This is a genomic window from Enterobacter sp. DTU_2021_1002640_1_SI_PRY_ASU_LCPMC_013 (genome assembly GCF_032389435.1).
In the GTDB taxonomy this organism is placed as follows: Bacteria; Pseudomonadota; Gammaproteobacteria; order Enterobacterales; family Enterobacteriaceae; genus Enterobacter; species Enterobacter hormaechei_C.
The window spans coordinates 4,630,020-4,656,181 of record NZ_CP135594.1; the positions used below are offsets into that span (position 1 = coordinate 4,630,020).

A 26,162-nucleotide genomic window follows, 5' to 3' on the forward strand; every position below is an offset into this window, starting at 1 on the left:
GGGGATTATTCTTCAATCGGCAGTAATTGCAATGAACCGCGACTAAAATCAGCGAGTTTTGCTGAAAAAGCAGCCAGTTCCGCCTGAGGAAGCGCCACGCGTAATTGCACCATTGCCTGATAATCACTGTGTGCGATGACACCGTTAAACTGTTTAAGCAGTGCTTCGATACCCGATAGCTGGGCGTAATCGCATAACAAAGTATATTCCGTAAGTGGCGTTTTGCGGGTTGTTATCAGCAGATTAAGCGCCTGCTGGACACCACCTCCGTAGGCTTTAACCAGCCCTCCGGTGCCTAACAAAATGCCCCCGTAGTAGCGGACAACAACGGCGGTGATTTCACCCACGCCGCTGCCCATCAACTGGGATAGCATCGGTTTTCCGGCCGTACCCGCCGGTTCACCGTCGTCAGAAAACCCGAGCTGCTGTGAGTCGTCTGGCGGCCCTGCGACCCACGCCACACAGTGATGGCGGGCATCGGGGTGCTGCGCGCGGACGGACTCGACGAACGCCTTCGCCGCCTCCACGCCGTCGGTATGCGCCAGCAGCGTGATAAAGCGGCTTTTCTTGATTTCCTCAACAAAGGTGACCGGCTCGGCCGGTATCAGCCAGCTTTCCATCAGGCCAGCTTCAGATCTCGCGTCATGTTCTCAATGCTGTTCTCGTGAATAACCACGTTATCCTCGATACGAATGCCGCCATACGGCTTCAGCGCTTCAATTTTCTCCCAGTTGAAGTGCTTGCTGAATTGCCCTTCGCGCCACGGCGCCAGCAGGGATTCAATAAAGTAGATGCCCGGCTCGATGGTCAATACCATACGCGGCGCCAGAACGCGGGTGCAGCGCAGATAAGGATATTTAGACGGTGCCGCCAGGTGCGTACCGGTATCATCCTGCATAAAGCCCGCGACGTCATGAACCTGCAAACCCAGCGGGTGACCGATACCATGCGGCATAAATGGCCCGGTCAGATCGTTCTCAACCATCGCCTCTTCGCTCATGTCTTTGACAATCTGATGATTACGCAGCAGTTTAGCGATGCGCTGATGGAACTGGATGTGATAATCCACGTAGCTGGTTCCGGCCTTCATGGTGCCAATCAGCGCCAGCTGTTCGTCGTTCACGTCTTTGATCAATTGCGCAAAATCGGTGTCCGCATTCGCCGCCCAGGTACGGGTCAGGTCTGCCGCATAACCATTGTACTCAGCCCCCGCGTCCAGCAGGAAGCTGCGCATCTCAGCCGGAACCTGATGATCCAGTTTGGTGTAGTGCAGAACCGAGGCATGTTCATTCAGCGCCACGATGTTGCTGTACGGCACGTCGGTATCGCGGTGGCCGGTCGCCGTCAGGTAGGCCTGATTAATATCGAACTCGCTCATACCGGACTGGAACGCTTCGTGCGCCGCACGGTGGCCATTCACCGCCGTTTTTTGCGCTTCACGCATGCAGTAAAGTTCGTAGTCGGTCTTGTAGGCGCGATAGTAGTGCAGATAATCCAGCACGCCTTTCGGGTTGAGTTTATCTGCCGGAATATCCAGACCCAGCGCACGCTCAGGAACCGGACCAATGTAGCCGATGTTGCCGCGCGCCGCTGGCAGCTGGCTGCCAATGCCGTCTGCTTTTGGCAGCGCAATCACGTCAATTTCTTCGGTCCAGAATGAGGTCGGCAGCGGCTCAACGTTGTGCCAGTAATCGACCGGCAGGTAGAACCACAGTTTCGGCTTGTTCACGCCATCCACCAGCAGCCAGCAATTTGGAACCTGCGTGACAGGCACCCAGGCTTTAAACTGCGGGTTAACCTTGAAGGGATAAGCATGGTCATCAAGAAAAGTATTCATCAGCTCGCCGGAGTGGATCAGCAGGGCATCCAGCTTGAAGCGGGCCAGTACATCGCGGGTACGTTCCTGTAGGGTAACGATATGATTTTTATAAAGCGAAGCCAGTGAGTCCATCATTCTTCCTTTCGTTTTTTTGACCTCAAGTCATCGCATCTTAGCACACCTCACTGCGGCTGCGTGATTTCCACCGACCGTGATCAGCGCAGCAATTTCTTAATGACTAATTTGCATTTTATTAACATAAATTCCACACTCCGTTTCATCTGGTATGACCAGATCCAATTGCTGGATTCAGGAGACCGACATGCTCTACAAAGGCGACACCCTGTACGTAGACTGGCTGGAAGATGGCATTGCCGAACTGGTGTTCGATGCCCCCGGCTCAGTGAACAAGCTTGATACCGCGACGGTGGCCAGTCTTGGCCAGGCGCTGGATGTACTTGAAAAGCAATCAGATTTAAAAGGGCTGCTGCTGCGCTCCAACAAAGCGGCCTTTATCGTTGGCGCGGATATCACCGAATTCCTGTCGCTGTTCCTGGTGCCCGAAGAACAGCTGAGCCAGTGGCTGCACTTCGCGAACAGCGTCTTTAATCGTCTGGAAGATCTGCCTGTCCCGACCCTTTCCGCCGTTAACGGTTACGCGCTGGGCGGCGGCTGTGAATGTGTATTAGCCACCGATTACCGTCTCGCCACGCCGGACCTGCGTATCGGCCTGCCGGAAACCAAGCTGGGCATCATGCCGGGCTTTGGCGGTTCCGTGCGTATGCCGCGCATGCTGGGTGCCGACAGCGCGCTGGAAATCATTGCCGCAGGTAAAGATGTGGGCGCGGAACAGGCACAGAAAATCGGCCTGGTGGACGGCGTGGTTAAGCCTGAAAAACTGGTTGAAGGCGCTGTCGCCATTCTGCGTCAGGCGATTAACGGCGATCTCGACTGGAAAGCCAAACGTCAGCCAAAGCTGGAGCCATTAAAGCTCAGCAAAATTGAAGCCACCATGAGCTTCACCATCGCCAAAGGCATGGTGATGCAGACGGCGGGTAAACACTACCCGGCGCCGATCACGGCGGTGAAAACCATTGAAGCGGCAGCCCGTCTGGGCCGTGATGACGCTCTGAAGCTTGAAAACCAGAGCTTTGTCCCGCTGGCGCACACCAACGAAGCCCGCGCGCTGGTTGGTATCTTCCTTAACGATCAGTTCGTGAAAGGCAAAGCCAAACAACTCACCAAAAACGTTGAAACGCCAAAACACGCGGCGGTACTCGGCGCGGGCATTATGGGGGGCGGCATCGCCTATCAGTCTGCCTGGAAAGGCGTGCCGGTGGTGATGAAGGACATCAACGAGAAATCCCTGACGTTGGGCATGACCGAAGCGGCCAAGCTGCTGAATAAACAGCTTGAGCGCGGCAAAATTGATGGTCTGAAGCTTGCAGGCGTGATCTCCACCATCCAGCCAGTGCTGGAATACAGCGGTTTCGACCGTGTGGACGTGGTGGTTGAAGCGGTCGTCGAGAACCCGAAAGTGAAAAAAGCGGTGCTGGCCGAAACCGAAGACAAGGTGCGTCCGAAAACCGTGCTGGCCTCTAATACCTCCACCATTCCTATCAGCGAACTGGCGAGCGTGCTGAAGCGTCCGGAAAACTTCTGCGGGATGCACTTCTTTAACCCGGTGCATCGCATGCCGCTGGTTGAAGTAATCCGAGGGGAAAAAACCTCCGACGAAACCATCGCCAAAGTGGTGGCGTGGGCGAGCAAGATGGGCAAAACGCCGATCGTGGTTAACGACTGCCCGGGCTTCTTCGTTAACCGCGTGCTGTTCCCTTACTTCGCCGGCTTCAGCCAGCTGCTGCGCGACGGCGCAGACTTCCGCAAAATCGACAAGGTGATGGAAAAACAGTTCGGCTGGCCGATGGGCCCGGCGTATCTGCTGGACGTTGTCGGCATCGACACTGCCCATCACGCGCAGGCGGTGATGGCGACGGGCTTCCCGCAGCGCATGCAGAAAGATTATCGCGACGCCATTGACGCCCTGTTCGACGCCAACCGCTTTGGTCAGAAAAACGGTCTGGGCTTCTGGCGCTATAAAGAAGACAGCAAAGGCAAACCGAAAAAAGAAGAAGATCCGGCGGTGGATGGCCTGCTGGCCGACGTCAGTCAGCCAAAACGCGACTTCACCGACGATGAGATCATCGCCCGGATGATGATCCCAATGGTCAACGAAGTGGTGCGCTGCCTCGAAGAAGGCATTATCGCCAGCCCGGCAGAAGCGGATATGGCGCTGGTGTACGGCCTCGGCTTCCCTCCGTTCCACGGCGGCGCGTTCCGCTGGCTGGATACGCTCGGCAGCGCCCGCTATCTCGATATGGCTCAGCAGTACCAGCACCTCGGCCCGCTTTATGAGGTGCCGGAAGGGCTGCGTAACAAAGCGCGCCATAACGAACCCTACTACCCAGCAGTTGAGCCAGCCCGTCCGGTTGGCGAACTGAAAACGGCTTAAGGAGTCACAATGGAAAAGGTTGTCATTGTTGATGCGATTCGTACCCCGATGGGCCGTTCAAAAGGCGGTGCGTTCCGTAACGTGCGCGCGGAAGACCTCTCCGCGCATCTGATGCGTAGCCTGCTGGCGCGTAACCCGGCGCTGGACCCAGCAGCGCTGGACGATATCTACTGGGGCTGCGTGCAGCAGACGCTGGAGCAGGGCTTCAACATTGCCCGTAACGCGTCCCTGCTGGCGGAGATCCCGCATTCGGTTCCGGCCGTCACCGTCAACCGTCTTTGCGGTTCGTCGATGCAGGCGCTGCACGACGCGGCGCGGATGATCATGACCGGCGATGCGCAGGCCTGTCTGGTGGGCGGCGTGGAGCACATGGGCCACGTGCCGATGAGCCACGGGGTCGATTTCCATCCTGGCATGAGCCGCAACGTGGCGAAAGCCGCCGGTATGATGGGCCTGACCGCCGAGATGCTCTCCCGTCTGCACGGCATCAGCCGTGAGATGCAGGATGCGTTTGCCGCACGCTCGCATGCCCGCGCCTGGGCCGCCACGCAGTCTGGTGCCTTTAAGAATGAGATCATCCCAACCGGCGGTCACGACGCAGACGGCGTACTGAAGCAGTTCAGCTACGACGAAGTTATCCGCCCGGAAACCACGGTCGAAGCGCTTTCTACCCTGCGTCCGGCATTTGATCCGGTCACCGGCACGGTAACGGCGGGCACCTCGTCTGCCCTGTCCGACGGTGCCGCCGCGATGCTGGTGATGAGCGAAAGCCGCGCCCGCGAATTAGGCCTGACGCCACGCGCCCGCGTGCGTTCGATGGCGGTCGTGGGCTGCGATCCTTCCATCATGGGCTACGGCCCGGTTCCGGCATCAAAACTGGCGCTGAAAAAAGCGGGGCTGAGCGCAAGTGATATCGATCTCTTTGAGATGAACGAAGCGTTCGCCGCGCAGATCCTGCCGTGCATTAAAGATCTGGGGCTGATGGATCAGATCGACGAGAAGATTAACCTCAATGGCGGCGCGATCGCCCTCGGTCACCCGCTGGGCTGCTCCGGGGCGCGTATCAGTACCACGCTGATTAACCTGATGGAACGCAAAGATGCCCAGTTCGGACTGGCAACGATGTGTATCGGGTTGGGTCAGGGGATCGCGACGGTGTTTGAGAGGGTGTAAATAAGGAAAAGTATCTCAAAGCCAATGACGTCAGAACAAGGCGGCAAGCGAGCGAATCCCGATGAGCTTACATTAGTAAGTGATTCGGGTGAACGAGCGCAGCCAACGCAGTTATGGCGCCATTGGCGAAGAGAGACAGTTTAGTTGCCGTTCTTCCCGCCTGTCAGGGGCGGGTTTTTTACGTTATTGCAGCAGCGAAATATCCGCCACGCGCAGGAACAGCTCACGCAGTTTCTCAAGCATCGAGAGACGGTTAATCCGCAGCTCTTTATCTTCCACGTTCACCATCACCTTCTCGAAGAAGGCGTCGATGACGTCACGCAGCTCCGCCAGCTCCACCAGCGCTTCCTGGTAGCGACCTTCCGCAAAATACGGCTCCAGCTTGTCGCGCAGCACCACAACCTGCATCGCCAGAGAAATCTCTTCCGGCTCTTTCAGGGTTGCAGCGTTGACGCGCTCGTTCAGCGTTTCGTCGGATTTCGCGAGGATGTTGGATACACGCTTGTTGGCCGCGGCCAGCGCAGACGCCGCTTCCAGCGTACGGAAGTGGGATACCGCTTTCATACGCGCATCGAAATCTGCCGGACGGGTCGGACGACGCGCCAGCACCGCCTGAATGGTATCAACGGAGTAACCTTCGTCCTGATACCACGCGCGGAAACGACCGAGCATAAAGTCGATAACATCATCCACAACCTTCGCGTTGGTCAGCTTATCGCCGTACAGACGTACCGCTTCTTCGGTCAGCGTTTGCAGATCGAGGTTAAGGTTCTTCTCTACGATGATTCGCAGCACGCCCAGCGCAGCACGACGCAGCGCGAACGGGTCTTTATCGCCTTTCGGATGCTGACCGATACCGAAGATACCCGCCAGGGTGTCCATCTTATCGGCAATCGCCACGGCGCAGGCAACCGGGTTAGACGGCAGATCGTCACCGGCAAAGCGCGGCTGATACTGCTCGTTCAGGGCTACCGCCACGTCTTCCGCTTCGCCATCGTGACGCGCGTAGTGCATACCCATCACGCCCTGAGTGTCGGTAAATTCGAACACCATGTTGGTCATCAGGTCGCACTTGGAGAGCAGGCCCGCACGGGTAGCGTGGTTAACGTCGGCGCCAATTTCACGGGCAATCCAGCCGGACAGCTCCGCGATACGGTCGGTCTTGTCGCGTAGCGTACCCAGCTGCTGCTGGAACAGTACGGTTTGCAGACGCGGCAGGTTGTCTTCCAGACGTTTTTTACGGTCGGTGTTGAAGAAGAACTCGGCATCCGCCAGACGCGGACGCACCACTTTCTCGTTACCGGAGATAATCTGGCTCGGATCTTTCGATTCGATGTTCGCCACGAAGATGAAGTTTGGCAGCAGCTTGCCGTCGTTGGCGTAAACCGGGAAGTACTTCTGGTCACCCTTCATGGTGTAAACCAGCGCTTCTGCCGGAACGGCCAGGAATTTCTCTTCGAATTTCGCGGTCAGTACAACCGGCCATTCGACCAGCGAAGTCACCTCTTCCAGCAGGCTGTCGCTCAGATCGGCATTACCGCCAATTTTGCGCGCCGCGTCTTCTGCGTCCGCTTTGATTTTGGCTTTACGCTGTTCGTAGTCAGCAATGACCTTGCCGCGCTCCAGCAGGATCTGCGGGTACTGGTCAGCATTGTCGATAGTGAACTCCGACTCGCCCATAAAGCGATGGCCGCGGATCACGCGATCGGACGCCACGCCCAGAATGGTCGCCGGGATAACGGTATCGCCCAGCAGCAGGGTCACGGTGTGAACCGGACGCACAAAGTGTACGTCGGACGCGCCCCAGCGCATCAGCTTAGGAATCGGCAATTTTGCCAGCGAGGTCGCGATCATGTCAGGCAGCAGCGCTTCGGCGCTTTCGCCTTTCACATGGGCACGGTACAGCAGCCATTCACCTTTGTCGGTGGTCAGACGCTCAGCCTGATCAACGGTGATGCCGCAGCCGCGCGCCCAGCCTTCTGCCGCTTTGCTCGGCTTGCCTTCCGCGTCGAACGCCTGAGCAATGGCCGGGCCACGTTTTTCAACTTCACGATCCGGCTGGGACGCCGCCAGGTTTGCCACTTTCAGCGCCAGACGACGCGGCGCAGCAAACCACTCAATTTTACCGTGCGCCAGGCCAGCGTTATCCAGCTCAGCAGTGACGTTCGCAGCGAAAGATTCAGCCAGGCTGCGCAGGGCTTTTGGTGGCAGCTCTTCAGTGCCGATTTCCACCAGGAAAGTTTTCTCAGACATGGCCGCCTCTTATTTGTTTCGGTTGCACATCGGGAAGCCAAGGGCTTCACGGGACGCGTAGTAAGCTTCTGCAACGGCTTTGGTCAGGGTACGAATACGCAGAATGTAGCGCTGACGTTCAGTCACGGAGATCGCTTTGCGGGCATCCAGCAGGTTGAAGCTGTGGGCAGCCTTCAGAATACGCTCGTAGGCAGGCAGCGGCAGCGGAGTCTCCAGCGCCAGCAGCTGCTGGGCTTCTTTCTCGTACTGCTCGAAGCAGGTGAACAGGAAGTCCACGTCCGCGTATTCGAAGTTATAGGTGGATTGCTCCACTTCGTTCTGATGGAACACGTCGCCGTAGGTGGTTTTACCCAGCGGGCCGTCGCTCCATACCAGGTCGTAAACGCTGTCTACGCCCTGAATGTACATGGCCAGACGTTCCAGACCATAGGTGATTTCGCCGGTAATCGGTTTACATTCCAGACCGCCAACCTGCTGGAAGTAGGTGAACTGGGTCACTTCCATCCCGTTCAGCCACACTTCCCAACCCAGACCCCAGGCACCCAGCGTTGGGTTTTCCCAGTTATCTTCCACGAAACGAATGTCGTGAATGGTTGGATCCATACCCAGCTCTTTCAGTGACCCGAGGTACAGTTCCTGAATGTTGTCGGGTGATGGCTTAATCACCACCTGGAACTGATAGTAATGCTGCAAACGGTTCGGGTTTTCACCATAACGGCCATCGGTCGGACGACGGGATGGCTGCACATAGGCGGTCGCCATTGGCTCTGGCCCTAACGCACGCAGGCTGGTCATCGGGTGTGAGGTGCCTGCGCCAACTTCCATGTCCAAAGGTTGAACAATGGTGCAGCCCTGACGAGCCCAGTAATCCTGTAAGGTCAGGATCAGGCCCTGGAAGGTCTTGGTATCAAACTTTTGCATAGTATTTCGTGCTGGATACGTGTGGTTTTAAATGGAAGGGATCAGTATACCCGCTGGCTGCAAGATATACAGTACGAAACGGGGTTGTTTAGGGAAAATTGGGGAATAAGCCCTACAGCCAGAACCTGCGAAGGCTCTGGTTGCTGCTTATACGAGCAATTTAACGCATTGAGAGATGTAAAAACTGGCCGTCTGCATCAAAAGAGCAGACAAAGCCCTCTTTACGCGCCGTATAGCCTTTCAGTTCATAGCTGCCCTGAAAGCGCTCGAAGCCGTTTATATGAATTTTCTGTGCTTCGGAATTATAGCGGTGAGCCGCCTGATCCCTGCACAGCTGTTCCATATTCAGGGAACGCTCCGGGCTCATTTTCCCCTGCTGCGCTTTTTGGACAGGTATCTCCTCAGAAGCACTGCATCCTGTTAATAAGAGCAGCAGAAAGAGTGACACCCCACGCTTCATCATCATTTTTATTACCGCCCTGGTCAGTGGCTGTTATTTTTAGTAGCAACACGTTTATAGATTAAAGTCCGTCATTCTGCGAATCTCGCCAGCTCCCTACAAGTTAGCCTGGCTAAACTCAGAATTTTCCAAGGGAAAAGTTTTACACAATCGCAGTCACACTTTTTTTATCAGGAATACAGAGGAACTGATGCAGTCAAAAATTAACTGGATTGATAACCTGCGGGGAATAGCCTGTCTGATGGTGGTGATGATCCACACAACGACCTGGTATGTCACGAACGCGCACAGTATCAGCCCTGTTAACTGGGATGTCGCCAATATTCTGAACTCGGCCTCCCGCGTGAGCGTCCCGCTGTTCTTTATGATTTCCGGTTTTCTCTTTTTTGGCGAGCGTAGCGCGCAGCCGAGACATTTCATCCGTATTGTCTCCTGTCTGCTGTTTTACAGCGCCATTTCGCTGCTCTATATCGTCCTGTTCACTTCAATTAACGCTGAACGTTCCCTGCTCAACTTGTTGCAAAAACCAGTGTTCTATCATCTGTGGTTTTTCTTCGCGATAATGGTTATCTATCTGGTTTCGCCGTTAATTCAGGTAAAAAACGTCAGCGGTAAAATGCTGCTGGCCCTGATGGTAATAATCGGGATCGTGGCCAACCCGAATACCGTTTCACAGAAAATTGATGGCTTTGAATGGCTGCCCGTTAACCTTTATATCACCGGGGATACGTTTTATTACGTGCTGTACGGCATGCTGGGGCGCGCCATTGGCATGATGGAGACGCAAAAGCGAGGAATAAACTGGCTATGCGCGGCCGCGTTTCTCGTCGGTGTGTTTATTATCTCTCGCGGGACGCTGCATGAGCTGCAATGGCGCGGCAACTTTGCCGATACCTGGTATCTCTACTGCGGGCCGATGGTCTTTATCTGCGCGATCTCTCTGCTGACGCTGGTTAAAAACACCCTGAATGCCCGCCCGCTTCCGGTGCTGGGGTTTATCTCTCGCCACTCGCTGGGCATTTACGGTTTTCACGCGCTGGTGATCCACGCCCTGCGCACCCGCGGCGTTGAGCTTAAAAGCTGGCCGGTGCTGGATATTGTCTGGATATTTACCGTTACGCTGGTTGTCAGCCTGCTGCTGTCAATGTTGCTGCAAAGAATCGATACGCGCAGGTTTGTAAGCTAACCCGGTTGAAGGCTGGTAGGCCGGGTAAGCGTTAGCGCCACCCGGCTCCTGTTTATGACATTAGCGGCAAAAGCTGCTGATAGATTTTGCGGAACACGTCTCGTCTTTCAGCATAGCGAGCATGATTTTTCGCATCAGGACGATGCTGCCGTTCAAGCGGCAGCTGCGGCAAAAGCTGGTGCAGTGGTTTATCCGGGTTCAGCGCAATTTGCGCCAGCCGTGCCGCACCGAGCGCCGGGCCGACATCGCCTCCCGTACGATAGTCCAGCTGCAACCCGCTGATATCGGAAAGCATTTGCCGCCAGTAGCTGCTTCGTGCACCGCCGCCAATTAACGTAATGCTGGATGGCGTCAGTCCACAGTCATGCACGACATCCATTCCGTCCGCCAGAGCATAGCCAACGCCTTCAAGCACCGCGCGCGCAAGCTCTGCCGGGCCGTGCTGATGGGTAAGACCGAAGAACACCCCTTTCGCTTCCGGGTTGTTATGCGGCGTCCGCTCGCCGGAAAGGTACGGTAAAAACCAAACCGCACCGGCATTATCATCTGCCTGCTGTGCCGCTGTGATAAGCGCCGGGACGTCCGCCATTCCGGTTAGCTTTGCCGCCCAGTCGAGGCAGGAAGCCGCGCTCAGCATCACCGACATCAAATGCCATTTACCCGGCAACGCGTGGCAGAAGCTGTGTACGGCGCTTCCAGGGTTGCTACGATACCCGTCACTGACGGCAAAATAGACGCCGGAGGTACCGAGTGAGAGCATGGCCTGCCCTGCCTCGACCATCCCCACGCCGACCGCACCCGCCGCATTATCGCCGCCGCCGGCAACGACAGGTACGGCTGGCATGTTCCAGCGTTCAGCAACAGAAGGCTGTAAAGCCCCCGTGATTTCACTGCCTTCAAACAGCGCAGGCATATGGTCGCGCGTCAGCTGGCAGGCATCCAGCATCGCCTCGCTCCAGTCCCGTTTCGCCACGTCGAGCCACATCGTGCCCGCGGCGTCAGACATGTCGCTGGCAAAATCCCCCGTCATGCGAAAACGCAGGTAGTCTTTCGGCAACAGAACCTTCGCCACCTGACGAAAAATCTCAGGCTCATGGCGCTGCACCCACAGGAGTTTTGGCGCGGTAAAACCGGGCATCATCAGGTTGCCCGTAATTTCACGGGATGCAGGCACACGCTCCTCAAGGATCGCGCACTCTTCCGCACAGCGGCCATCGTTCCAGAGAATAGCCGGGCGCAGAACGCGATGCTGACTATCCAGCAACGTTGCGCCATGCATTTGCCCGGCAATGCCCAGCGCTTTCACGTCGCGCAGGCTATGCTGCTCGCCTAAGGCTTTCATCGCACGCTCTGTCGCCTGCCACCACTGCTCCGGATCTTGTTCCGACCAAAGCGGATACGGACGTGAAACCTGCAACTTTTCAGTCTGCGTGGCTAATACATCGCCCTGCTCGCTTAACAGGATGGCTTTCACCCCCGACGTGCCAAGATCGATCCCGATATACATGTGGTGGCTCCTTTGACGAAAATGCCCGGTGGCGCTGCGCTTACCGGGCCTGGATGCTGTTATTTATCGAACAGGTAGTGATTGACCAGGTTTTCCAGCAGCTCCTGATGGCCGCTCTGATGCTGCGGCGCAAGCTGATGCTGTTCAGCGTACTTCGCGATCTCCGCAAGCGATAACTGACCTTTCAAAATTTGCTGGCCCAGCTCACTGTTCCAGCCGCTGTAGCGCTTCGCCACGCGCTTATCCAGCTCACCGTCTTCAATCATACGGGCCGCTACTTTCAGCGCCAGCGCCATGGTGTCCATCGCGCCAATATGCCCGTAGAACAGATCGTATTTGTCGGTGCTCTGGCGACGCACTTTGGCGTCGAAGTTCAGGCCGCCGGTGGTGAAACCGCCCGCTTTGATGATCTCGTACATCACCAGCGCATTCTCTTCCACGCTGTTCGGGAACTGGTCGGTATCCCAGCCCAGCTGTGGATCACCACGGTTAGCATCGACAGAGCCGAAGATGCCCAGCGCAATCGCAGAGGCAATTTCGTGATGGAACGAGTGGCCCGCCAGGGTAGCGTGGTTAGCCTCAATATTCACTTTGATCTCTTTTTCCAGACCAAACTGCTTCAGGAAGCCATACACGGTGGCGACATCATAATCATACTGATGCTTGGTTGGCTCCTGTGGTTTTGGCTCAATCAGCAGCGTGCCGCGGAAACCGATTTTGTGTTTGTGGTCCACAACCATCTGCATAAAGCGACCAATCTGCTCACGCTCCTGACGCAGGTCGGTATTCAGCAGCGTTTCATAGCCTTCACGACCGCCCCAGAGTACATAGTTCTCACCGCCCAGCTGATGCGTGGCGTTCATCGCGGTCACGACCTGGGTTGCCGCCCAGCTGAAGACTTCCGGGTCCGGGTTGGTTGCCGCACCCGCGCCATAGCGAGGATTGGTAAAGCAGTTAGCCGTACCCCAGAGCAGCTTCACGCCGCTTTGCTGCTGTTTTTCAGCCAGTACGTCGACCATCTGCGCGAAATTGTTCAGATACTCTTTCAGCGATGCCCCTTCCGGCGACACGTCCACATCGTGGAAACAGTAGTACGGCACGTTCAGCTTATGGAAGAACTCGAACGCGACGTCGGCTTTACGCTTCGCCAGCTCAATGGCCTCGCCCGGCTGTTGCCATGGACGGTCAAAAGAGCCCACGCCGAACATATCGGCACCGTTCCAGCAGAAGGTGTGCCAGTAGCAGGCGGCAAAGCGCAAGTGATCTTCCATGCGCTTACCCAGCACCAGCTCATCCGGGTTGTAGTGACGAAATGCTAAAGGATTGGTCGTTTTCGTGCCTTCGAAACGAACGCGATCGAGTTGGTCGAAATAAGCTTGCATATTGAGCTCCATAATCAGGGTATGCGGCGTGGTCTTGCTTCTGGAGTAATAGTGAATAGACATTGGAGGTTGCTCAATTACGTTATTTCACACTGCTATTGAGATAATGCGCAATTGTGCGCTGGCTCGCAAAATAATGCGCAGACAAACTATTTTTCGGCGCGCATTCCAGAATCAAATGTAATTAATAGGTTACGCTTTTTAAAATCCGATCGCGGTCATAAATTCAGAAATAAACCAAATATCGTAATGAGAAGATAAAAATCTGTAATTGCCAGCAGGCCTTTCCACGTTAAAAATTTGCTGCGTCTCAGCAGTGAACGTTTCTTTTATCTCAGCTACACATACCCCTACAAAAAGGCCTAATAATTATGAAGATAAAGAACCTGACCCTAACGCTCTGCACTACTCTCCTGCTTGCAAGCTTTGCCGGACATGCCAAAGAGGTCAAAATCGGCATGGCGATTGATGACTTACGACTGGAGCGCTGGCAAAAAGATCGCGATATATTTGTTAAAAAAGCGGAATCTCTCGGCGCGGAGGTGTTCGTTCAGTCCGCTAACGGCAACGAAGAGACGCAAATGTCGCAAATCGAGAATATGATCAACCGTGGCGTCGATGTGCTGGTCATTATCCCGTATAACGGCCAGGTATTAAGCAACGTGGTGAAAGAAGCGAAACAGGAAGGGATAAAAGTCCTGGCTTATGACCGCATGATTAATAATGCCGATATTGATTATTATATTTCGTTCGACAATGAAAAGGTGGGCGAATTACAGGCTAAAAGCCTGGTCGCAAAAGTGCCTCAGGGTAATTATTTCCTGATGGGCGGCTCGCCTGTGGATAACAACGCCAAACTGTTCCGCCAGGGACAAATGAAAGTGCTGAAGCCGTATATCGACGAGGGCAAAATTAAAGTCGTCGGCGACCAGTGGGCTGACGGCTGGTTACCGGAAAACGCGCTGAAAATTATGGAAAACGCGTTGACCGCAAATAACAACAAAATCGATGCGGTGGTGGCCTCTAACGATGCCACTGCGGGTGGCGCCATTCAGGCGCTGAGCGCGCAGGGACTGGCCGGGAAAGTCGCTATTTCCGGACAGGACGCCGACCTTGCGGGTGTAAAACGCATCATCGCGGGTACCCAGACCATGACGGTGTATAAGCCCATTACCGAGCTTGCTAATACGGCCGCCGAAATTGCCGTTGAGCTGGGCAATGGCCAGCAACCTAAAGCAGACGCGACGTTAAATAACGGCCTGAAAGACGTACCTGCTCGCCTGCTTACCCCTATCGAAGTCAACAAAGAGAATATTGACGCCACCGTGGTGAAAGACGGTTTCCATAAGAAGAGTGAACTGTAATCCAGCGCAGCCCCTGCCCGGCAGGGGCGCATTGACCTGCCCTGTTCATCTGTTGGGCTATGCGGAGCAGTTATGTCTTATTTACTTGAAATGAAAAGCATCACCAAAGCCTTCGGAGCGGTGAAAGCAGTCGATAACGTAAGCCTGCGGCTGAATCCCGGCGAAGTGATGTCGCTGTGCGGCGAAAATGGCTCGGGAAAATCCACGCTGATGAAAGTGTTGTGCGGGATCTACCCGCACGGCAGCTACGAGGGCGAAATTGTTTTTGCCGGTGAGGTGCTCCAGGCCACGCACATTCGCGATACCGAACGTAAAGGCATCGCTATCATTCACCAGGAGCTGGCGCTGGTGAAGCACCTTACCGTGCTGGAAAATATCTTTCTCGGTGCCGAACTCTCACGCCACGGCGTACTGGATTACGACACCATGACGCTGCGCTGCGAAAAACTGCTGGCTCAGGTGAGCCTGGCTATCTCACCGGATACGCGCGTGGGCGACTTAGGTTTAGGCCAGCAGCAGCTGGTCGAGATCGCCAAGGCGCTGAACAAACAGGTGCGCCTGCTGATCCTCGACGAACCAACCGCCTCACTCACCGAACAGGAAACCGCCGTACTGCTCAATATCATCCGCGATCTGCAAAACCACGGTATCGCCTGCATCTATATTTCGCACAAGCTCAATGAGGTGAAAGCCATTTCCGACACCATCTGCGTCATCCGCGACGGGCAGCACATCGGCACGCGTGAAGCAGAAGGCATGAGCGAGGATGACATCATCACCATGATGGTGGGTCGCGAACTCACCGCGCTGTATCCCAACGAACCGCACACCATCGGCGAAGAGCTCCTGCGCGTGGAAAACCTGACGGCGTGGCATCCCGTTAACCGCCATATCAAGCGCGTGGATAACCTCTCCTTCTCGCTGCACCGCGGCGAAATTCTCGGCATTGCGGGTTTAGTGGGTGCGGGAAGAACCGAGGCCGTGCAGTGTCTCTTTGGCGTCTGGCCGGGGCGCTGGGAAGGCAAAATTTATATCGACGGTCAGCCGGTAAAAATCGACAACTGCCAGCAGGCTATTGCTAAGGGCATTGCCATGGTGCCAGAAGATCGCAAAAAAGACGGCATCGTGCCGGTAATGGCGGTGGGAAAAAATATCACGCTGGCGGCGCTCAGCCAGTTTTCCGGCGCGCTGAGCAGCCTGGATGATGCCGCAGAACAGCAGTGTATTCTCCAGTCGCTTGCCCGGCTTAAGGTGAAAACCTCCTCGCCGGAGCTGGCGATAGGACGCCTGAGCGGCGGCAACCAGCAGAAAGCGATTCTGGCGCGCTGCCTGCTGCTTAATCCGCGCATTTTAATTCTGGACGAACCCACCCGCGGGATCGATATCGGCGCGAAGTATGAAATCTACAAGCTGATCAACCAGCTTGTGCAGCAAGGGATTGCCGTCATTGTTATCTCGTCCGAATTGCCTGAAGTGCTGGGGCTGAGCGACCGCGTGCTGGTCATGCATGAAGGGAAACTCAAAGCCAACCTGAACAACCAGAACCTGACGCAAGAGCAGGTGATGGAAGCTGCCTTAAGGAGCGAACGCCATGTCGAAAAGCAACCCGTCTGATATCAAAGTCGCTGTTCCGACGCCCGGTGCGTTCGCAGGACTTAAATCGCTGAATCTGCAAGTTTTTGTAATGATTGCCGCCATTATCGTGATCATGTTGTTCTTTACCTGGATGACCGATGGCTCCTATTTGAGCGCACGTAACGTCTCTAACCTGCTGCGTCAGACCGCCATCACCGGGATCCTGGCGGTGGGGATGGTCTTTGTGATTATCTCAGCGGAAATTGACCTGTCGGTAGGGTCGATGATGGGTCTGCTCGGCGGCGTGGCGGCAATTTTTGACGTCTGGCTCGGCTGGCCGCTGCCGCTGACGATTGCGGTCACGCTGGTGCTGGGTCTGCTGCTGGGGGCGTGGAATGGCTGGTGGGTGGCCTACCGTAAAGTCCCGTCGTTTATCGTCACCTTAGCGGGGATGCTGGCCTTCCGCGGCATTCTGATTGGGATCACCAACGGCACCACCGTCTCCCCGACCAGCGCCTCGATGTCCCAGATTGGCCAAAGCTACCTCTCTGATGGCGTCGGTTTTACGATCGGCGTGGTTGGGCTGATGGCGTTTGTCGCGTGGCAATGGCGAGGACGTATGCGTCGCCAGGCGCTGGGGCTGGCCTCGCCTGCCTCAACCTCGGTTGTCGGCCGTCAGGCGCTTACTGCGGTGATTGTGCTGGGGGCCATCTGGCTGTTAAACGATTATCGCGGCGTCCCAACGCCCGTTCTGCTGCTGGCGCTGTTGCTGTTAGGTGGGATGTTTATGGCCACACGTACCGCATTCGGTCGCCGTATTTATGCCATCGGCGGCAATCTGGAAGCCGCGCGTTTATCTGGTATCAACGTAGAACGCACCAAACTCGCCGTCTTTGCCATCAACGGCCTGATGGTGGCCATCGCGGGGCTGATCCTCAGTTCGCGACTGGGGGCGGGCTCCCCGTCTGCGGGTAATATTGCCGAGCTGGACGCCATCGCCGCCTGCGTGATTGGCGGGACCAGCCTCGCCGGGGGCATTGGCAGCGTGGCGGGAGCGGTGATGGGCGCATTTATTATGGCTTCGCTGGATAACGGGATGAGTATGATGGACGTGCCGACGTTTTGGCAGTATATCGTCAAGGGTGCCATTCTTTTGCTGGCAGTCTGGATGGACTCTGCCACCAAGCGGCGCGCCTGATAACACTATCGTGACTAATTTGGGAAATGAGCCATGTTTGAAAAGCGTCACCGCATTACGTTGTTATTCAATGCCAACAAAGCCTATGACCGGCAGGTGGTTGAAGGGGTTGGCGAATATTTGCAGGCGTCGCAATCCGAATGGGATATTTTCATCGAAGAAGATTTTCGTACCCGTCTGGAGAACATCAAAGACTGGCTGGGAGACGGGGTCATCGCTGACTTTGACGACCCCGTGATTGAACAGTTGCTGAGTGGCGTCGACGTGCCTATCGTGGGCGTTGGCGGCTCTTACCATACACCGGAACATTACCCCCCCGTTCACTATATCGCCACGGATAACCATGCTCTGGTCGAGACCGCCTTCCTCCATTTAAAGGAGAAAGGCGTACATCGTTTTGCGTTTTACGGATTGCCCGCCACCAGCGGAAAGCGCTGGGCGATGGAGCGTGAATATGCCTTCTGCCAGCTGGTTGCCCAGGAGAAATATCGCGGCGTCGTTTATCAGGGGCTGGAAACCGCGCCAGAAAACTGGCAGCACGCACAAAATCGCCTGGCTGACTGGCTGCAAACTCTGCCACCCCAGACAGGGATTATCGCCGTGACGGACGCCCGCGCCCGCCACGTATTACAGGTGTGCGAACATTTGCATATTCCGGTGCCTGAAAAGCTGTGCGTGATTGGTATTGATAACGAAGAGCTTACGCGCTATCTGTCGCGCGTGGCGCTCTCATCCGTGGCTCAGGGTACCCGTCAGATGGGCTATCAGGCCGCAAAGCTGCTGCACAGACTGTTAGCCAACGAATCCCTGCCGCTCCAGCGTCTGCTGGTTCCGCCCGTTCGCGTGGTCGAGCGTCGCTCAACTGACTACCGCTCCTTAAACGATCCGGCCGTGATTCAGGCGATGCACTACATTCGCAATCATGCCTGCAAAGGGATTAAGGTCGATCAGGTGCTCGATTCGGTCGGCATTTCACGTTCGAATCTGGAGAAGCGGTTCAAAGAGGAAGTCGGTGAGACGATTCACGCCGTGATCCATGCGGAAAAGCTGGAGAAAGCGCGCAGTCTGCTGATCTCCACCTCGCTGTCGATCAACGAGATTTCACAGATGTGCGGCTATCCGTCGCTTCAGTATTTCTATTCGGTGTTCAGAAAAGAGTATGACACCACGCCGAAGGAGTACCGGGAACGGTACAGTGAAGTCCTGCTCTAGAAAAAAGAACGCCTTCCAGTGGAAGGCGTTTTTCATTACATATGTGCGGCAATCAGACGCTGGTTATCCTGGTACATGGAGAACAGGTAATTGTTATAACGCTGTCCCTGAGTGGAATAACCTTTCAGCTTGTGGATCATCGCCGTAGCCGTTACTTCCTGATCCGCCTTACGCAGCTGAGCGCGTGACTTACGGAACGAGGAGTAGGCCGGGTGGGTGTTCAGGTTCACCACATAGGCATTCACGGAATCTTTCACCGATTCAAACTGTGAATAGCCCTTCACCTTGCCGGGTGCATTAGTACAACGACCTTTTGCGCATTTCATGCCAAACAGATTGTTGTTGTTGCGTGCCAGCTTCGAGGTGCCCCAACCGCTTTCGGCGGCGGCCATTGTCGCGACCATACTGCCTGGAATAATGTCCACACGCTCTAACAGAGTGTTCCACGGCACACGACGCGTGTTCCCGCTCCACTTCACTTTATAGCGTTTGGCGATGTCTTTCAGGCGAGTGCGCTCAGACGGCGACCAGCGGCTATCGTACTGTTTGGAGATCAGCCAGTTACGATCCGCAGTAATCGCGGCATTTTGACTTTTAATGTAAGGCATTACCGTCCGGAGAAACGCTTTTTTCCTTGGTGTCCCGGAAGGGTATTTTCGCAAATCAGGAAGTGAACTACTCTTTGCACTATTGCGAGAATACTCTTGTTTACTGCTAACCTTACTGCTTGTCGTCTTTATTACGTGGGCTTTCTTACTCGTTGTATCCGCGTGCGTCTTTGCAAGCACCTCACCTGAAAATGCCATGGTGAGTAACATGAGTATCGCGGCCCCATATCGTCGAATGGGAGTCGATATCATTAGGTCTCCTGGTCGGATATAAACATTCCAACACCTTATTTTCTTCAAAAATTTGAGAGCGGAATCTCAAATCATACCAAAAATAGTCCTCAAGAGCACGTATACAAATAGTCCAATTCCGAAACTATGTCATCCGGAACATGCTCATTAAATCACCAGCACTGGAAAAATGTGCGCGATATCGCAGATAACTGCCTAATTTTGCGCGGGATCACTCATCCCTTCGCGTCCTCCTGGCAGAAAGCCTCAGAGGAGGAGTTTTTCCCCTGAGCCGAGTGGCACACTGGTCAAAAATGCCGCGACAGGAAAATGGAATGAAACGCACTGCATTAGCTGTTCTGATGTTACCCGCATTCGCGCATGCCGACTGGTCATCGCCGGGATTTAACGCGTTTAGCGCTGAAGGTACCGGCGTCTTTACCAGCCAGGCAACGCTTGCGAAGGGTACCCGCCCGCTGACGTTGAGTCTTGATAACGCGTGCTGGCAGCCGACAGGTGCCATTAAGCTCAACGAGATGCTGTCGCTCAAACCCTGCGAAGGGACCCCACCGCAGTGGCGGTTATTCCGTGACGGCGTTTATCAGATGCGTATTGATACGCGCTCGGGAACGCCGACGCTGATGTTGACGGTACAAAGTGCGGCGCCACAGCCTGTCGCAAACGTTACCCGCCAGTGCCCGAAGTGGGACGGCAAACCGCTCACGATCGATGTCGTTAACACCTTTCCGGAAGGCACGGTGGTGCGTGATTTTTACAGCAAACAGACCGCGACCGTTCAAAACGGCAAAGTAATTCTTCAGCCAGCCGCCAACAGCAATGGCCTGCTGCTGCTTGAGCGCGCCGAGACGGACAAACCCGCGCCATTCAGCTGGCAAAACGCCACCGTCTATTTCGTGCTGACCGATCGCTTCGTAAATGGCGACCCCACCAACGACAACAGCTATGGCCGCCATAAAGACGGTATGCAGGAGATTGGTACTTTCCACGGCGGCGATCTGAAAGGGCTTACCAGCAAACTGGATTACCTTCAGCAACTGGGCGTGAATGCGCTCTGGATAAGCTCACCGCTGGAGCAAATCCACGGCTGGGTTGGCGGCGGCACCAAAGGGGATTTCCCCCACTACGCCTATCACGGCTATTACACTCAGGACTGGACGAAACTCGACGCCAACATGGGCAGCGAAGATGATTTACGCCAGCTTGTCGACGACGCGCACAGGCGCGGTATCCGCGTCCTGTTTGACATTGTCATGAACCACGCGGGTTATGCGACGCTTGCAGATATGCAGGAGTATCAGTTTGGCGCGCTCTATTTGCAGGGCGATGAGCTGAAAAAAACCCTCGGCGAGCGCTGGACTGACTGGAAGCCAGGCGCGGGTCAAAGCTGGCACAGCTTCAACGATTACATCAACTTCAGTGACAAAGCCGCATGGGAAAAATGGTGGGGTAAAAAATGGATCCGTACCGATATCGGTGATTATGACAACCCGGGCTTTGACGATCTGACCATGTCGCTGGCCTTTCTGCCGGATCTGAAAACGGAATCTAAGATCCCGTCAGGTTTGCCGAACTTTTATCAACACAAGCCCGACACCAACGCGAAAGTGATGACGAATTTCACGCCGCGAGATTACCTGACCCACTGGCTCAGCCAGTGGGTACGTGACTACGGCATCGACGGCTTCCGGGTCGATACCGCTAAGCACGTTGAGCCTGAAGCCTGGCAGCAACTGAAAAACCAGGCCAGCCAGGCGCTGGCCGCGTGGAAAGCCGCCAACCCGGACAAAAAACTCGACAATGCGCCATTCTGGATGACCGGTGAATCCTGGGGCCACGGCGTGATGCAGAGCGATTATTACCGCCACGGCTTCGATGCGATGATCAACTTTGACTATCAGGAGCAGGCGGCGAAAGCGGTGGACTGTCTGGCCGATATGGATTTGACCTGGCAGCAAATGGCAGAAAAGCTGCAAAGTTTTAATGTGCTGAGCTATCTCTCCTCCCATGATACGCGTCTGTTCCGTGAAGGGGGCCAGCGCGCCGCTGAGTTACTGCTGCTGGCACCGGGAAGCGTCCAGATCTATTACGGCGATGAATCAGAGCGTCCATTCGGCCCGACGGGCTCCGATCCGCTACAGGGAACCCGTTCGGATATGAACTGGCAGGACGTCACGGGTAAACAGGCGTTAACTGTCGCCCACTGGCAGCTTCTGGGGCAGTTCCGCGCCCGTCATCCGGCGGTGGGTGAAGGCAAGCAAACCACGCTGTCAGTGAAAGAGGGCTACGGTTTTGTGCGCGAGCACAAGGGCGATAAGGTGATGGTGGTGTGGGCGGGTAATCAATAGACCCCCTCATCCTAACCCTCTCCCCAGGGGCTGAGGGATCCCCAGTAATTTGAAAGCAAAAGCTATAACGTTGCCTCAGAATAACTGAGGGCTTTCAGCGATGCCTCGGTCCGGCTGTAAATCGCTGAGGCGTTTCCTGTAGGCCGGGGCGAGGCGCAGGGATGCGCCGAGAGGGCGGGCTTTACAGGGATGTTACCTCCGCCCGTCCCCGATAAGCCGGAAGGAATAAGCCGAAGGCACCGCGAAGCGGCGATTTACCGCCGGAAGCCCGGGTCGCCAGGGTGGTGGCGACTGAGCCACCCTGGCACGTTCACCGGTTATATCGTGACAGAGTAGCAAGGAACATAACGTGAACGGAATGACCACCAGAGCCGTATGTTCCCCCTCACCCCAGCCCTCTCCCTCAAGGGAGAGGGGGCCGTCTGTGCAGGCATTATTTTGTGGGGAACTCTCAGCCCCAGGGGGAGAGGGCCGGGGTGAGGGGCATTCACCAGAACAATTCACCACACAAATACAAACCTACCACATAAAACAACAAATCCGACCACATTCGCCGATTTGCACCAACACGGTGCTGGCGTTATGGTTACTGCCTTTCATATTAAGCCCGACAGATCACCTGCTATGACGTTTTCACTATTCGGCGACAAATTTACCCGCCATTCAGGCATTACCCGCCTGATGGAGGACCTCAACGACGGGCTGCGCACCCCAGGCGCTATCATGCTTGGTGGCGGAAACCCGGCTCAAATTCCGGAGATGAACACCTACTTCCAGACGCTGCTGGCAGAGATGCTGGAAAACGGTAAAGCAACCGATGCGCTATGTAATTACGACGGCCCTCAGGGTAAAACAGAACTACTGACGCTTCTGGCGGCAATGCTGCGGGAAGCGCTGGGTTGGGATATCGAACCACAGAATATTGCACTGACAAACGGCAGTCAGAGCGCGTTTTTCTACTTATTCAATCTGTTCGCCGGACGCCGCGCCGACGGCACCACGAAAAAAGTGCTGTTCCCGCTGGCACCGGAGTATATCGGCTATGCCGATGCCGGCCTCGAAGAAGACCTGTTTGTTTCCGCACGTCCGAATATCGAGTTGCTGCCAGAGGGCCAGTTCAAATATCACGTCGATTTTGAACATCTGCATATCGGTGAAGAGACGGGCATGATCTGCGTATCACGTCCCACCAACCCGACGGGCAACGTGATCACCGACGACGAGCTGATGAAGCTGGATGCGCTGGCGAATCAGCACGGCATCCCGCTGGTTATCGATAACGCCTATGGCGTACCGTTCCCGGGGATCATCTTCAGCGAAGCGCGTCCGCTATGGAACCCGAATATCATCCTCTGCATGAGCCTCTCCAAGCTGGGCCTGCCGGGCAGCCGCTGCGGCATTATCATTGCTAACGAGAAAATCATCACCGCCATTACCAACATGAACGGCATTATTAGCCTTTCTCCTGGCGGCATCGGCCCGGCGATGATGTGCGAGATGATCAGGCGTAACGACCTGCTGCGCCTGTCGAATGAGGTGATTAAGCCGTTTTACTCTCAGCGCGTTCAGGAAACTATTGCCATCCTTCGCCGCTACTTACCGGAAGAACGCTGCCTGATCCATAAACCGGAAGGGGCAATTTTCCTGTGGCTGTGGTTTAAGGATCTGCCCATTACGACAGAGCTGCTTTATCAGCGTCTGAAAAAACGTGGCGTACTGATGGTGCCAGGGGATTACTTCTTCCCGGGGCTGGATAAGCCGTGGCCGCACACGCACCAGTGCATGCGCATGAACTACGTCCCGGACCCGGAAAAAATCGAAGCGGGTGTGAAAATTCTCGCCGAAGAGATTGAGAACGCCTGGCGCGAGGCCGGTTAATAAAACCTCAGGCCAGATTACGCAGCCGTTCCGCGCGTAATCTGGTGGGGTCTATGCAGCGCAGCGCGTGGGTGGGACAGGCTTCGACGCAGGCGGGACCGCCCTCGCGATGCGCGCACAAATCACATTTCAGCGCCTGAACGCGATCTTCCACGACCCGAACCTGCATTGCCCCGAACGGGCACGCCACCATACAGCTTTTGCAGCCGATACAGCGAGCCTGCTCAACGAGCCAGGCTCCCGCAGCACGGTGAATGGCCCCCGTCGGGCAGACATTCGCGCAGGGCGCATCTTCACACTGGTGGCAGCCCACGGCCGTGGTGAAGGTACCCCCCTTAACCACGCGGATCCGTGACGTAAGCGCTTCTGGCGTGGCGCTGCTTTGATGCGACATCATGCACGCCACCTCACAGGTGCGGCACCCGATACATTTTTCTGGATCCGTCAGAATAAATCGGTTCATCAGTTACGCCTCGCGCACGTTAAACCCCAGTTCTTTCGAGATAGCTTCCGCCGTGTCACGCAGCGGTTTTAGCAAGTTTTTCTCACCCACCTGCTTCATGCGCGACGTCGACAGCGAAATGGAGATGGCATAGGGCACGCGCCCGTGAATATCAAAGACCGGCACGGCGATACATGACACACCCAGTTCGTTCTCTTCTTTATCCATCGCCATACTGTGATCGCGAATTTCCGCCAGCTCATCATACATCGCGCTCAGTTCGGTGATGGTGTTGCGGGTCAAAGGTTGGATCTGTTCCTGGTGGCTTTCCCAGTAGCTCGCCACGTAATCCTGATGGCCAAACGCCATATAGATTTTGCCCATCGCAGAACAATAGAGCGGCATATGCTGGCCGATATATGCGCGCGTGCGCAGCATACCGGTTGTCGGCTCAAGCTTATAAATCAGGATCGCGTGATCATCTTCACGGCTGGAGAAGTTGACCGTTTCGCCGGTGGCAATGTTCAGCGCCTCGAGGTGCGGCGCCGCCACGTGAATAATATTGAGCGATGAAAGCGCCTTTTGCCCGACGGCGATAAATTTGGTGGTCAGACGATAGCTCCCTGCCGCCGGCGCCGGCGTCACGTACCCGCACGACTGCAACCCCTGCAATAACCGGTGCACGGTGCTTTTATTCAGCCCCGCCAGTTCTGATAAATGCGCAAGCGGACACCCGTTCGGATAGTTACTGAGGATTTCAATCAGCATCAGGCCGCGAAACAAGCTCTGGCTACCTGCTGGCCTCTCTTTTTCTTGCGTCATTTCGCTCTCTTTTATGCTCATCAAATGGCTCCTGTTTATCGCGCCCTGATGGTAGCGCAAAGTGTGGTTTAGTTCACGATCTCAACAGAAAAAACACAACCATTTGATTTTAATCGATTTTGAAAAACGTGAATGTCGTTGATCTGACAAAATTTGATCGTTATATTTGAAATCAGATTTCGTATAGTGAAATTTAGCGATAAAAAAGCACTCGCACTTGCCCCTAAAAAAACAGGAGAACAGGGATGAAAGTGACCTTCGAAGAGTTGAAAGCGGCGTTCAATCGGGTTCTGCTCGATCGCGGTGTAAAAGCGGATACCGCAGACGCCTGCGCCGAGATGTTCGCCCGCACCACGGAGTCCGGCGTTTATTCACACGGCGTCAACCGCTTCCCGCGATTTATTCAGCAGCTTGACGCAGGCGACATCATCCCTGACGCCCAGCCGAAACGCGTAACGACATTAGGTGCCATCGAACAGTGGGATGCCCAGCGTTCCATCGGCAACCTGACGGCGAAGAAGATGATGGACCGTGCTACCGAGCTGGCGTCCGATCACGGGATCGGCCTGGTGGCGCTGCGTAACGCTAACCACTGGATGCGCGGCGGCAGCTACGGCTGGCAGGCGGCGGAGAAAGGCTATATCGGCATCTGCTGGACCAACTCTATTGCCGTGATGCCCGCGTGGGGATCAAAAGAATGCTGCATCGGCACAAACCCGCTGATCGTCGCTATCCCGTCGAATCCAATCACCATGGTCGATATGTCGATGTCGATGTTCTCCTACGGCATGCTGGAGGTGAATCGCCTGGCCGGACGCGAATTACCGGTCGACGGCGGCTTTGACGATGAAGGCAATCTGACCAGAGAGCCGGGCGTGATTGAGAAAAACCGTCGCATTCTGCCCATGGGCTACTGGAAAGGTTCCGGCTTATCGATTGTGCTCGACATGATCGCCACCCTGCTCTCTGACGGCGCGTCCGTCGCGGAAGTGACCCAGGACAACAGCGACGAATACGGCGTATCGCAGATCTTTATCGCCATCGAAGTGGATCGCCTGATCGACGGTCCAACCCGCGATGCCAAACTACAGCGCATCATGGACTTCATCACCACCGCAGAACGCGCTGATGAAAATGTCGCCGTCCGTCTGCCAGGCCATGAGTTCACACGCCTGCTGGAGGAGAATCGCCGCAACGGCATCACGGTTGACGACAGCGTGTGGGCGAAAATCCAGTCTCTGTAAGGAGTGGGT

The 26,162-nt window shown here is 55.6% G+C and carries 20 protein-coding genes; 10 read left to right on the forward strand and 10 right to left on the reverse strand.

Features of this window, described 5'->3' with window-relative positions; translation table 11 throughout:
* Nucleotides 1-5: 5 nt before the first annotated feature.
* Nucleotides 6-620: an IMPACT family protein gene (locus tag RS584_RS22185; RefSeq protein ID WP_015572737.1), complete on the reverse strand. Its 615-nt coding sequence runs from the start codon at nucleotides 618-620 to the stop codon at nucleotides 6-8.
* Nucleotides 620-1,951 carry a Xaa-Pro dipeptidase gene (gene pepQ / locus RS584_RS22190; protein ID WP_315750033.1) on the reverse strand — a complete coding sequence of 444 codons (1,332 nt, stop codon included), beginning with the start codon at nucleotides 1,949-1,951 and terminating at the stop codon, nucleotides 620-622. The genes RS584_RS22185 and pepQ overlap by 1 nt, the downstream gene beginning before the upstream one ends.
* Before the next feature lie 190 nt (nucleotides 1,952-2,141).
* Here pepQ and fadB point away from each other — a divergent pair, with 190 nt between their 5' ends.
* Nucleotides 2,142-4,331 (forward strand): fatty acid oxidation complex subunit alpha FadB, encoded by a 2,190-nt coding sequence (gene fadB / locus RS584_RS22195; protein WP_315748646.1) that lies wholly within the window; start codon nucleotides 2,142-2,144, stop codon nucleotides 4,329-4,331.
* A gap of 9 nt (nucleotides 4,332-4,340) precedes the next feature.
* Nucleotides 4,341-5,504 (forward strand): acetyl-CoA C-acyltransferase FadA, encoded by a 1,164-nt coding sequence (fadA, locus tag RS584_RS22200; RefSeq protein ID WP_000416981.1) that lies wholly within the window; start codon nucleotides 4,341-4,343, stop codon nucleotides 5,502-5,504.
* A 183-nt stretch (nucleotides 5,505-5,687) separates the two neighbouring features.
* On the opposite strand, the gene glyS is transcribed toward fadA, so the two are convergent.
* The 3 genes from glyS to RS584_RS22215 all read right to left on the reverse strand — a co-directional run bounded on the left by glyS (nucleotide 5,688) and on the right by RS584_RS22215 (nucleotide 9,144).
* On the reverse strand, nucleotides 5,688-7,757 hold the full coding sequence (glyS, locus tag RS584_RS22205; protein WP_015572740.1) for a glycine--tRNA ligase subunit beta: 2,070 nt from the start codon (nucleotides 7,755-7,757) through the stop codon (nucleotides 5,688-5,690).
* A gap of 9 nt (nucleotides 7,758-7,766) precedes the next feature.
* A complete protein-coding gene (gene glyQ / locus RS584_RS22210) occupies nucleotides 7,767-8,678 on the reverse strand; it encodes a glycine--tRNA ligase subunit alpha (RefSeq protein ID WP_003860141.1) in 912 nt (303 codons plus the stop codon).
* 160 nt (nucleotides 8,679-8,838) lie between these two features.
* A complete protein-coding gene (locus tag RS584_RS22215) occupies nucleotides 8,839-9,144 on the reverse strand; it encodes a YsaB family lipoprotein (RefSeq protein ID WP_017693801.1) in 306 nt (101 codons plus the stop codon).
* A 184-nt stretch (nucleotides 9,145-9,328) separates the two neighbouring features.
* On the opposite strand from RS584_RS22215, the gene RS584_RS22220 reads away from it, so the two are divergent.
* Nucleotides 9,329-10,324: an acyltransferase gene (locus tag RS584_RS22220; RefSeq protein WP_063134370.1), complete on the forward strand. Its 996-nt coding sequence runs from the start codon at nucleotides 9,329-9,331 to the stop codon at nucleotides 10,322-10,324.
* A 52-nt stretch (nucleotides 10,325-10,376) separates the two neighbouring features.
* On the opposite strand, the gene xylB is transcribed toward RS584_RS22220, so the two are convergent.
* The gene (gene xylB, locus RS584_RS22225) at nucleotides 10,377-11,831 is read right to left on the reverse strand and encodes a xylulokinase (RefSeq protein WP_032669007.1); all 1,455 of its coding nucleotides are present in this window, start codon (nucleotides 11,829-11,831) and stop codon (nucleotides 10,377-10,379) included.
* 59 nt (nucleotides 11,832-11,890) lie between these two features.
* A complete protein-coding gene (gene xylA, locus RS584_RS22230) occupies nucleotides 11,891-13,213 on the reverse strand; it encodes a xylose isomerase (RefSeq protein WP_026080557.1) in 1,323 nt (440 codons plus the stop codon).
* Between the two features lie 371 nt (nucleotides 13,214-13,584).
* On the opposite strand from xylA, the gene xylF reads away from it, so the two are divergent.
* The 4 genes from xylF (at nucleotide 13,585) to xylR (ending at nucleotide 18,562) form a co-directional block, all read left to right on the forward strand.
* Nucleotides 13,585-14,577: a D-xylose ABC transporter substrate-binding protein gene (xylF, locus tag RS584_RS22235; protein WP_006808602.1), complete on the forward strand. Its 993-nt coding sequence runs from the start codon at nucleotides 13,585-13,587 to the stop codon at nucleotides 14,575-14,577.
* 72 nt (nucleotides 14,578-14,649) lie between these two features.
* Nucleotides 14,650-16,191 (forward strand): xylose ABC transporter ATP-binding protein, encoded by a 1,542-nt coding sequence (locus RS584_RS22240; RefSeq protein WP_015572746.1) that lies wholly within the window; start codon nucleotides 14,650-14,652, stop codon nucleotides 16,189-16,191.
* Nucleotides 16,169-17,350, forward strand: a complete 1,182-nt coding sequence (gene xylH, locus RS584_RS22245; protein WP_003860151.1) for a xylose ABC transporter permease XylH — start codon at nucleotides 16,169-16,171, stop codon at nucleotides 17,348-17,350. The genes RS584_RS22240 and xylH overlap by 23 nt, the downstream gene beginning before the upstream one ends.
* 33 nt (nucleotides 17,351-17,383) lie before the next feature.
* On the forward strand, nucleotides 17,384-18,562 hold the full coding sequence (xylR, locus tag RS584_RS22250) for a D-xylose utilization transcriptional activator XylR (RefSeq protein ID WP_032620462.1): 1,179 nt from the start codon (nucleotides 17,384-17,386) through the stop codon (nucleotides 18,560-18,562).
* Nucleotides 18,563-18,597: 35 nt separating this feature from the next.
* Here xylR and RS584_RS22255 read toward each other — a convergent pair whose 3' ends face one another.
* On the reverse strand, nucleotides 18,598-19,422 hold the full coding sequence (locus tag RS584_RS22255) for a protein bax (RefSeq protein WP_023295596.1): 825 nt from the start codon (nucleotides 19,420-19,422) through the stop codon (nucleotides 18,598-18,600).
* 314 nt (nucleotides 19,423-19,736) lie between these two features.
* Between RS584_RS22255 and RS584_RS22260 the strand changes: the two genes are divergently transcribed.
* Both RS584_RS22260 and avtA read left to right on the forward strand, forming a co-directional pair.
* Entirely contained in the window at nucleotides 19,737-21,767 is a 2,031-nt protein-coding gene (locus tag RS584_RS22260; protein ID WP_063413400.1) for an alpha-amylase, read from the forward strand.
* Nucleotides 21,768-22,391: 624 nt separating this feature from the next.
* Nucleotides 22,392-23,645: a valine--pyruvate transaminase gene (gene avtA, locus RS584_RS22265; RefSeq protein ID WP_015572749.1), complete on the forward strand. Its 1,254-nt coding sequence runs from the start codon at nucleotides 22,392-22,394 to the stop codon at nucleotides 23,643-23,645.
* A 7-nt stretch (nucleotides 23,646-23,652) separates the two neighbouring features.
* On the opposite strand, the gene RS584_RS22270 is transcribed toward avtA, so the two are convergent.
* Both RS584_RS22270 and yiaJ read right to left on the reverse strand, forming a co-directional pair.
* The gene (locus tag RS584_RS22270) at nucleotides 23,653-24,108 is read right to left on the reverse strand and encodes a 4Fe-4S dicluster domain-containing protein (protein WP_047740776.1); all 456 of its coding nucleotides are present in this window, start codon (nucleotides 24,106-24,108) and stop codon (nucleotides 23,653-23,655) included.
* A 3-nt stretch (nucleotides 24,109-24,111) separates the two neighbouring features.
* Nucleotides 24,112-24,930 (reverse strand): IclR family transcriptional regulator YiaJ, encoded by an 819-nt coding sequence (yiaJ, locus tag RS584_RS22275; protein ID WP_015572751.1) that lies wholly within the window; start codon nucleotides 24,928-24,930, stop codon nucleotides 24,112-24,114.
* Nucleotides 24,931-25,154: 224 nt separating this feature from the next.
* On the opposite strand from yiaJ, the gene yiaK reads away from it, so the two are divergent.
* The gene (gene yiaK, locus RS584_RS22280; protein WP_015572752.1) at nucleotides 25,155-26,153 is read left to right on the forward strand and encodes a 3-dehydro-L-gulonate 2-dehydrogenase; all 999 of its coding nucleotides are present in this window, start codon (nucleotides 25,155-25,157) and stop codon (nucleotides 26,151-26,153) included.
* Nucleotides 26,154-26,162: the final 9 nt, after the last annotated feature.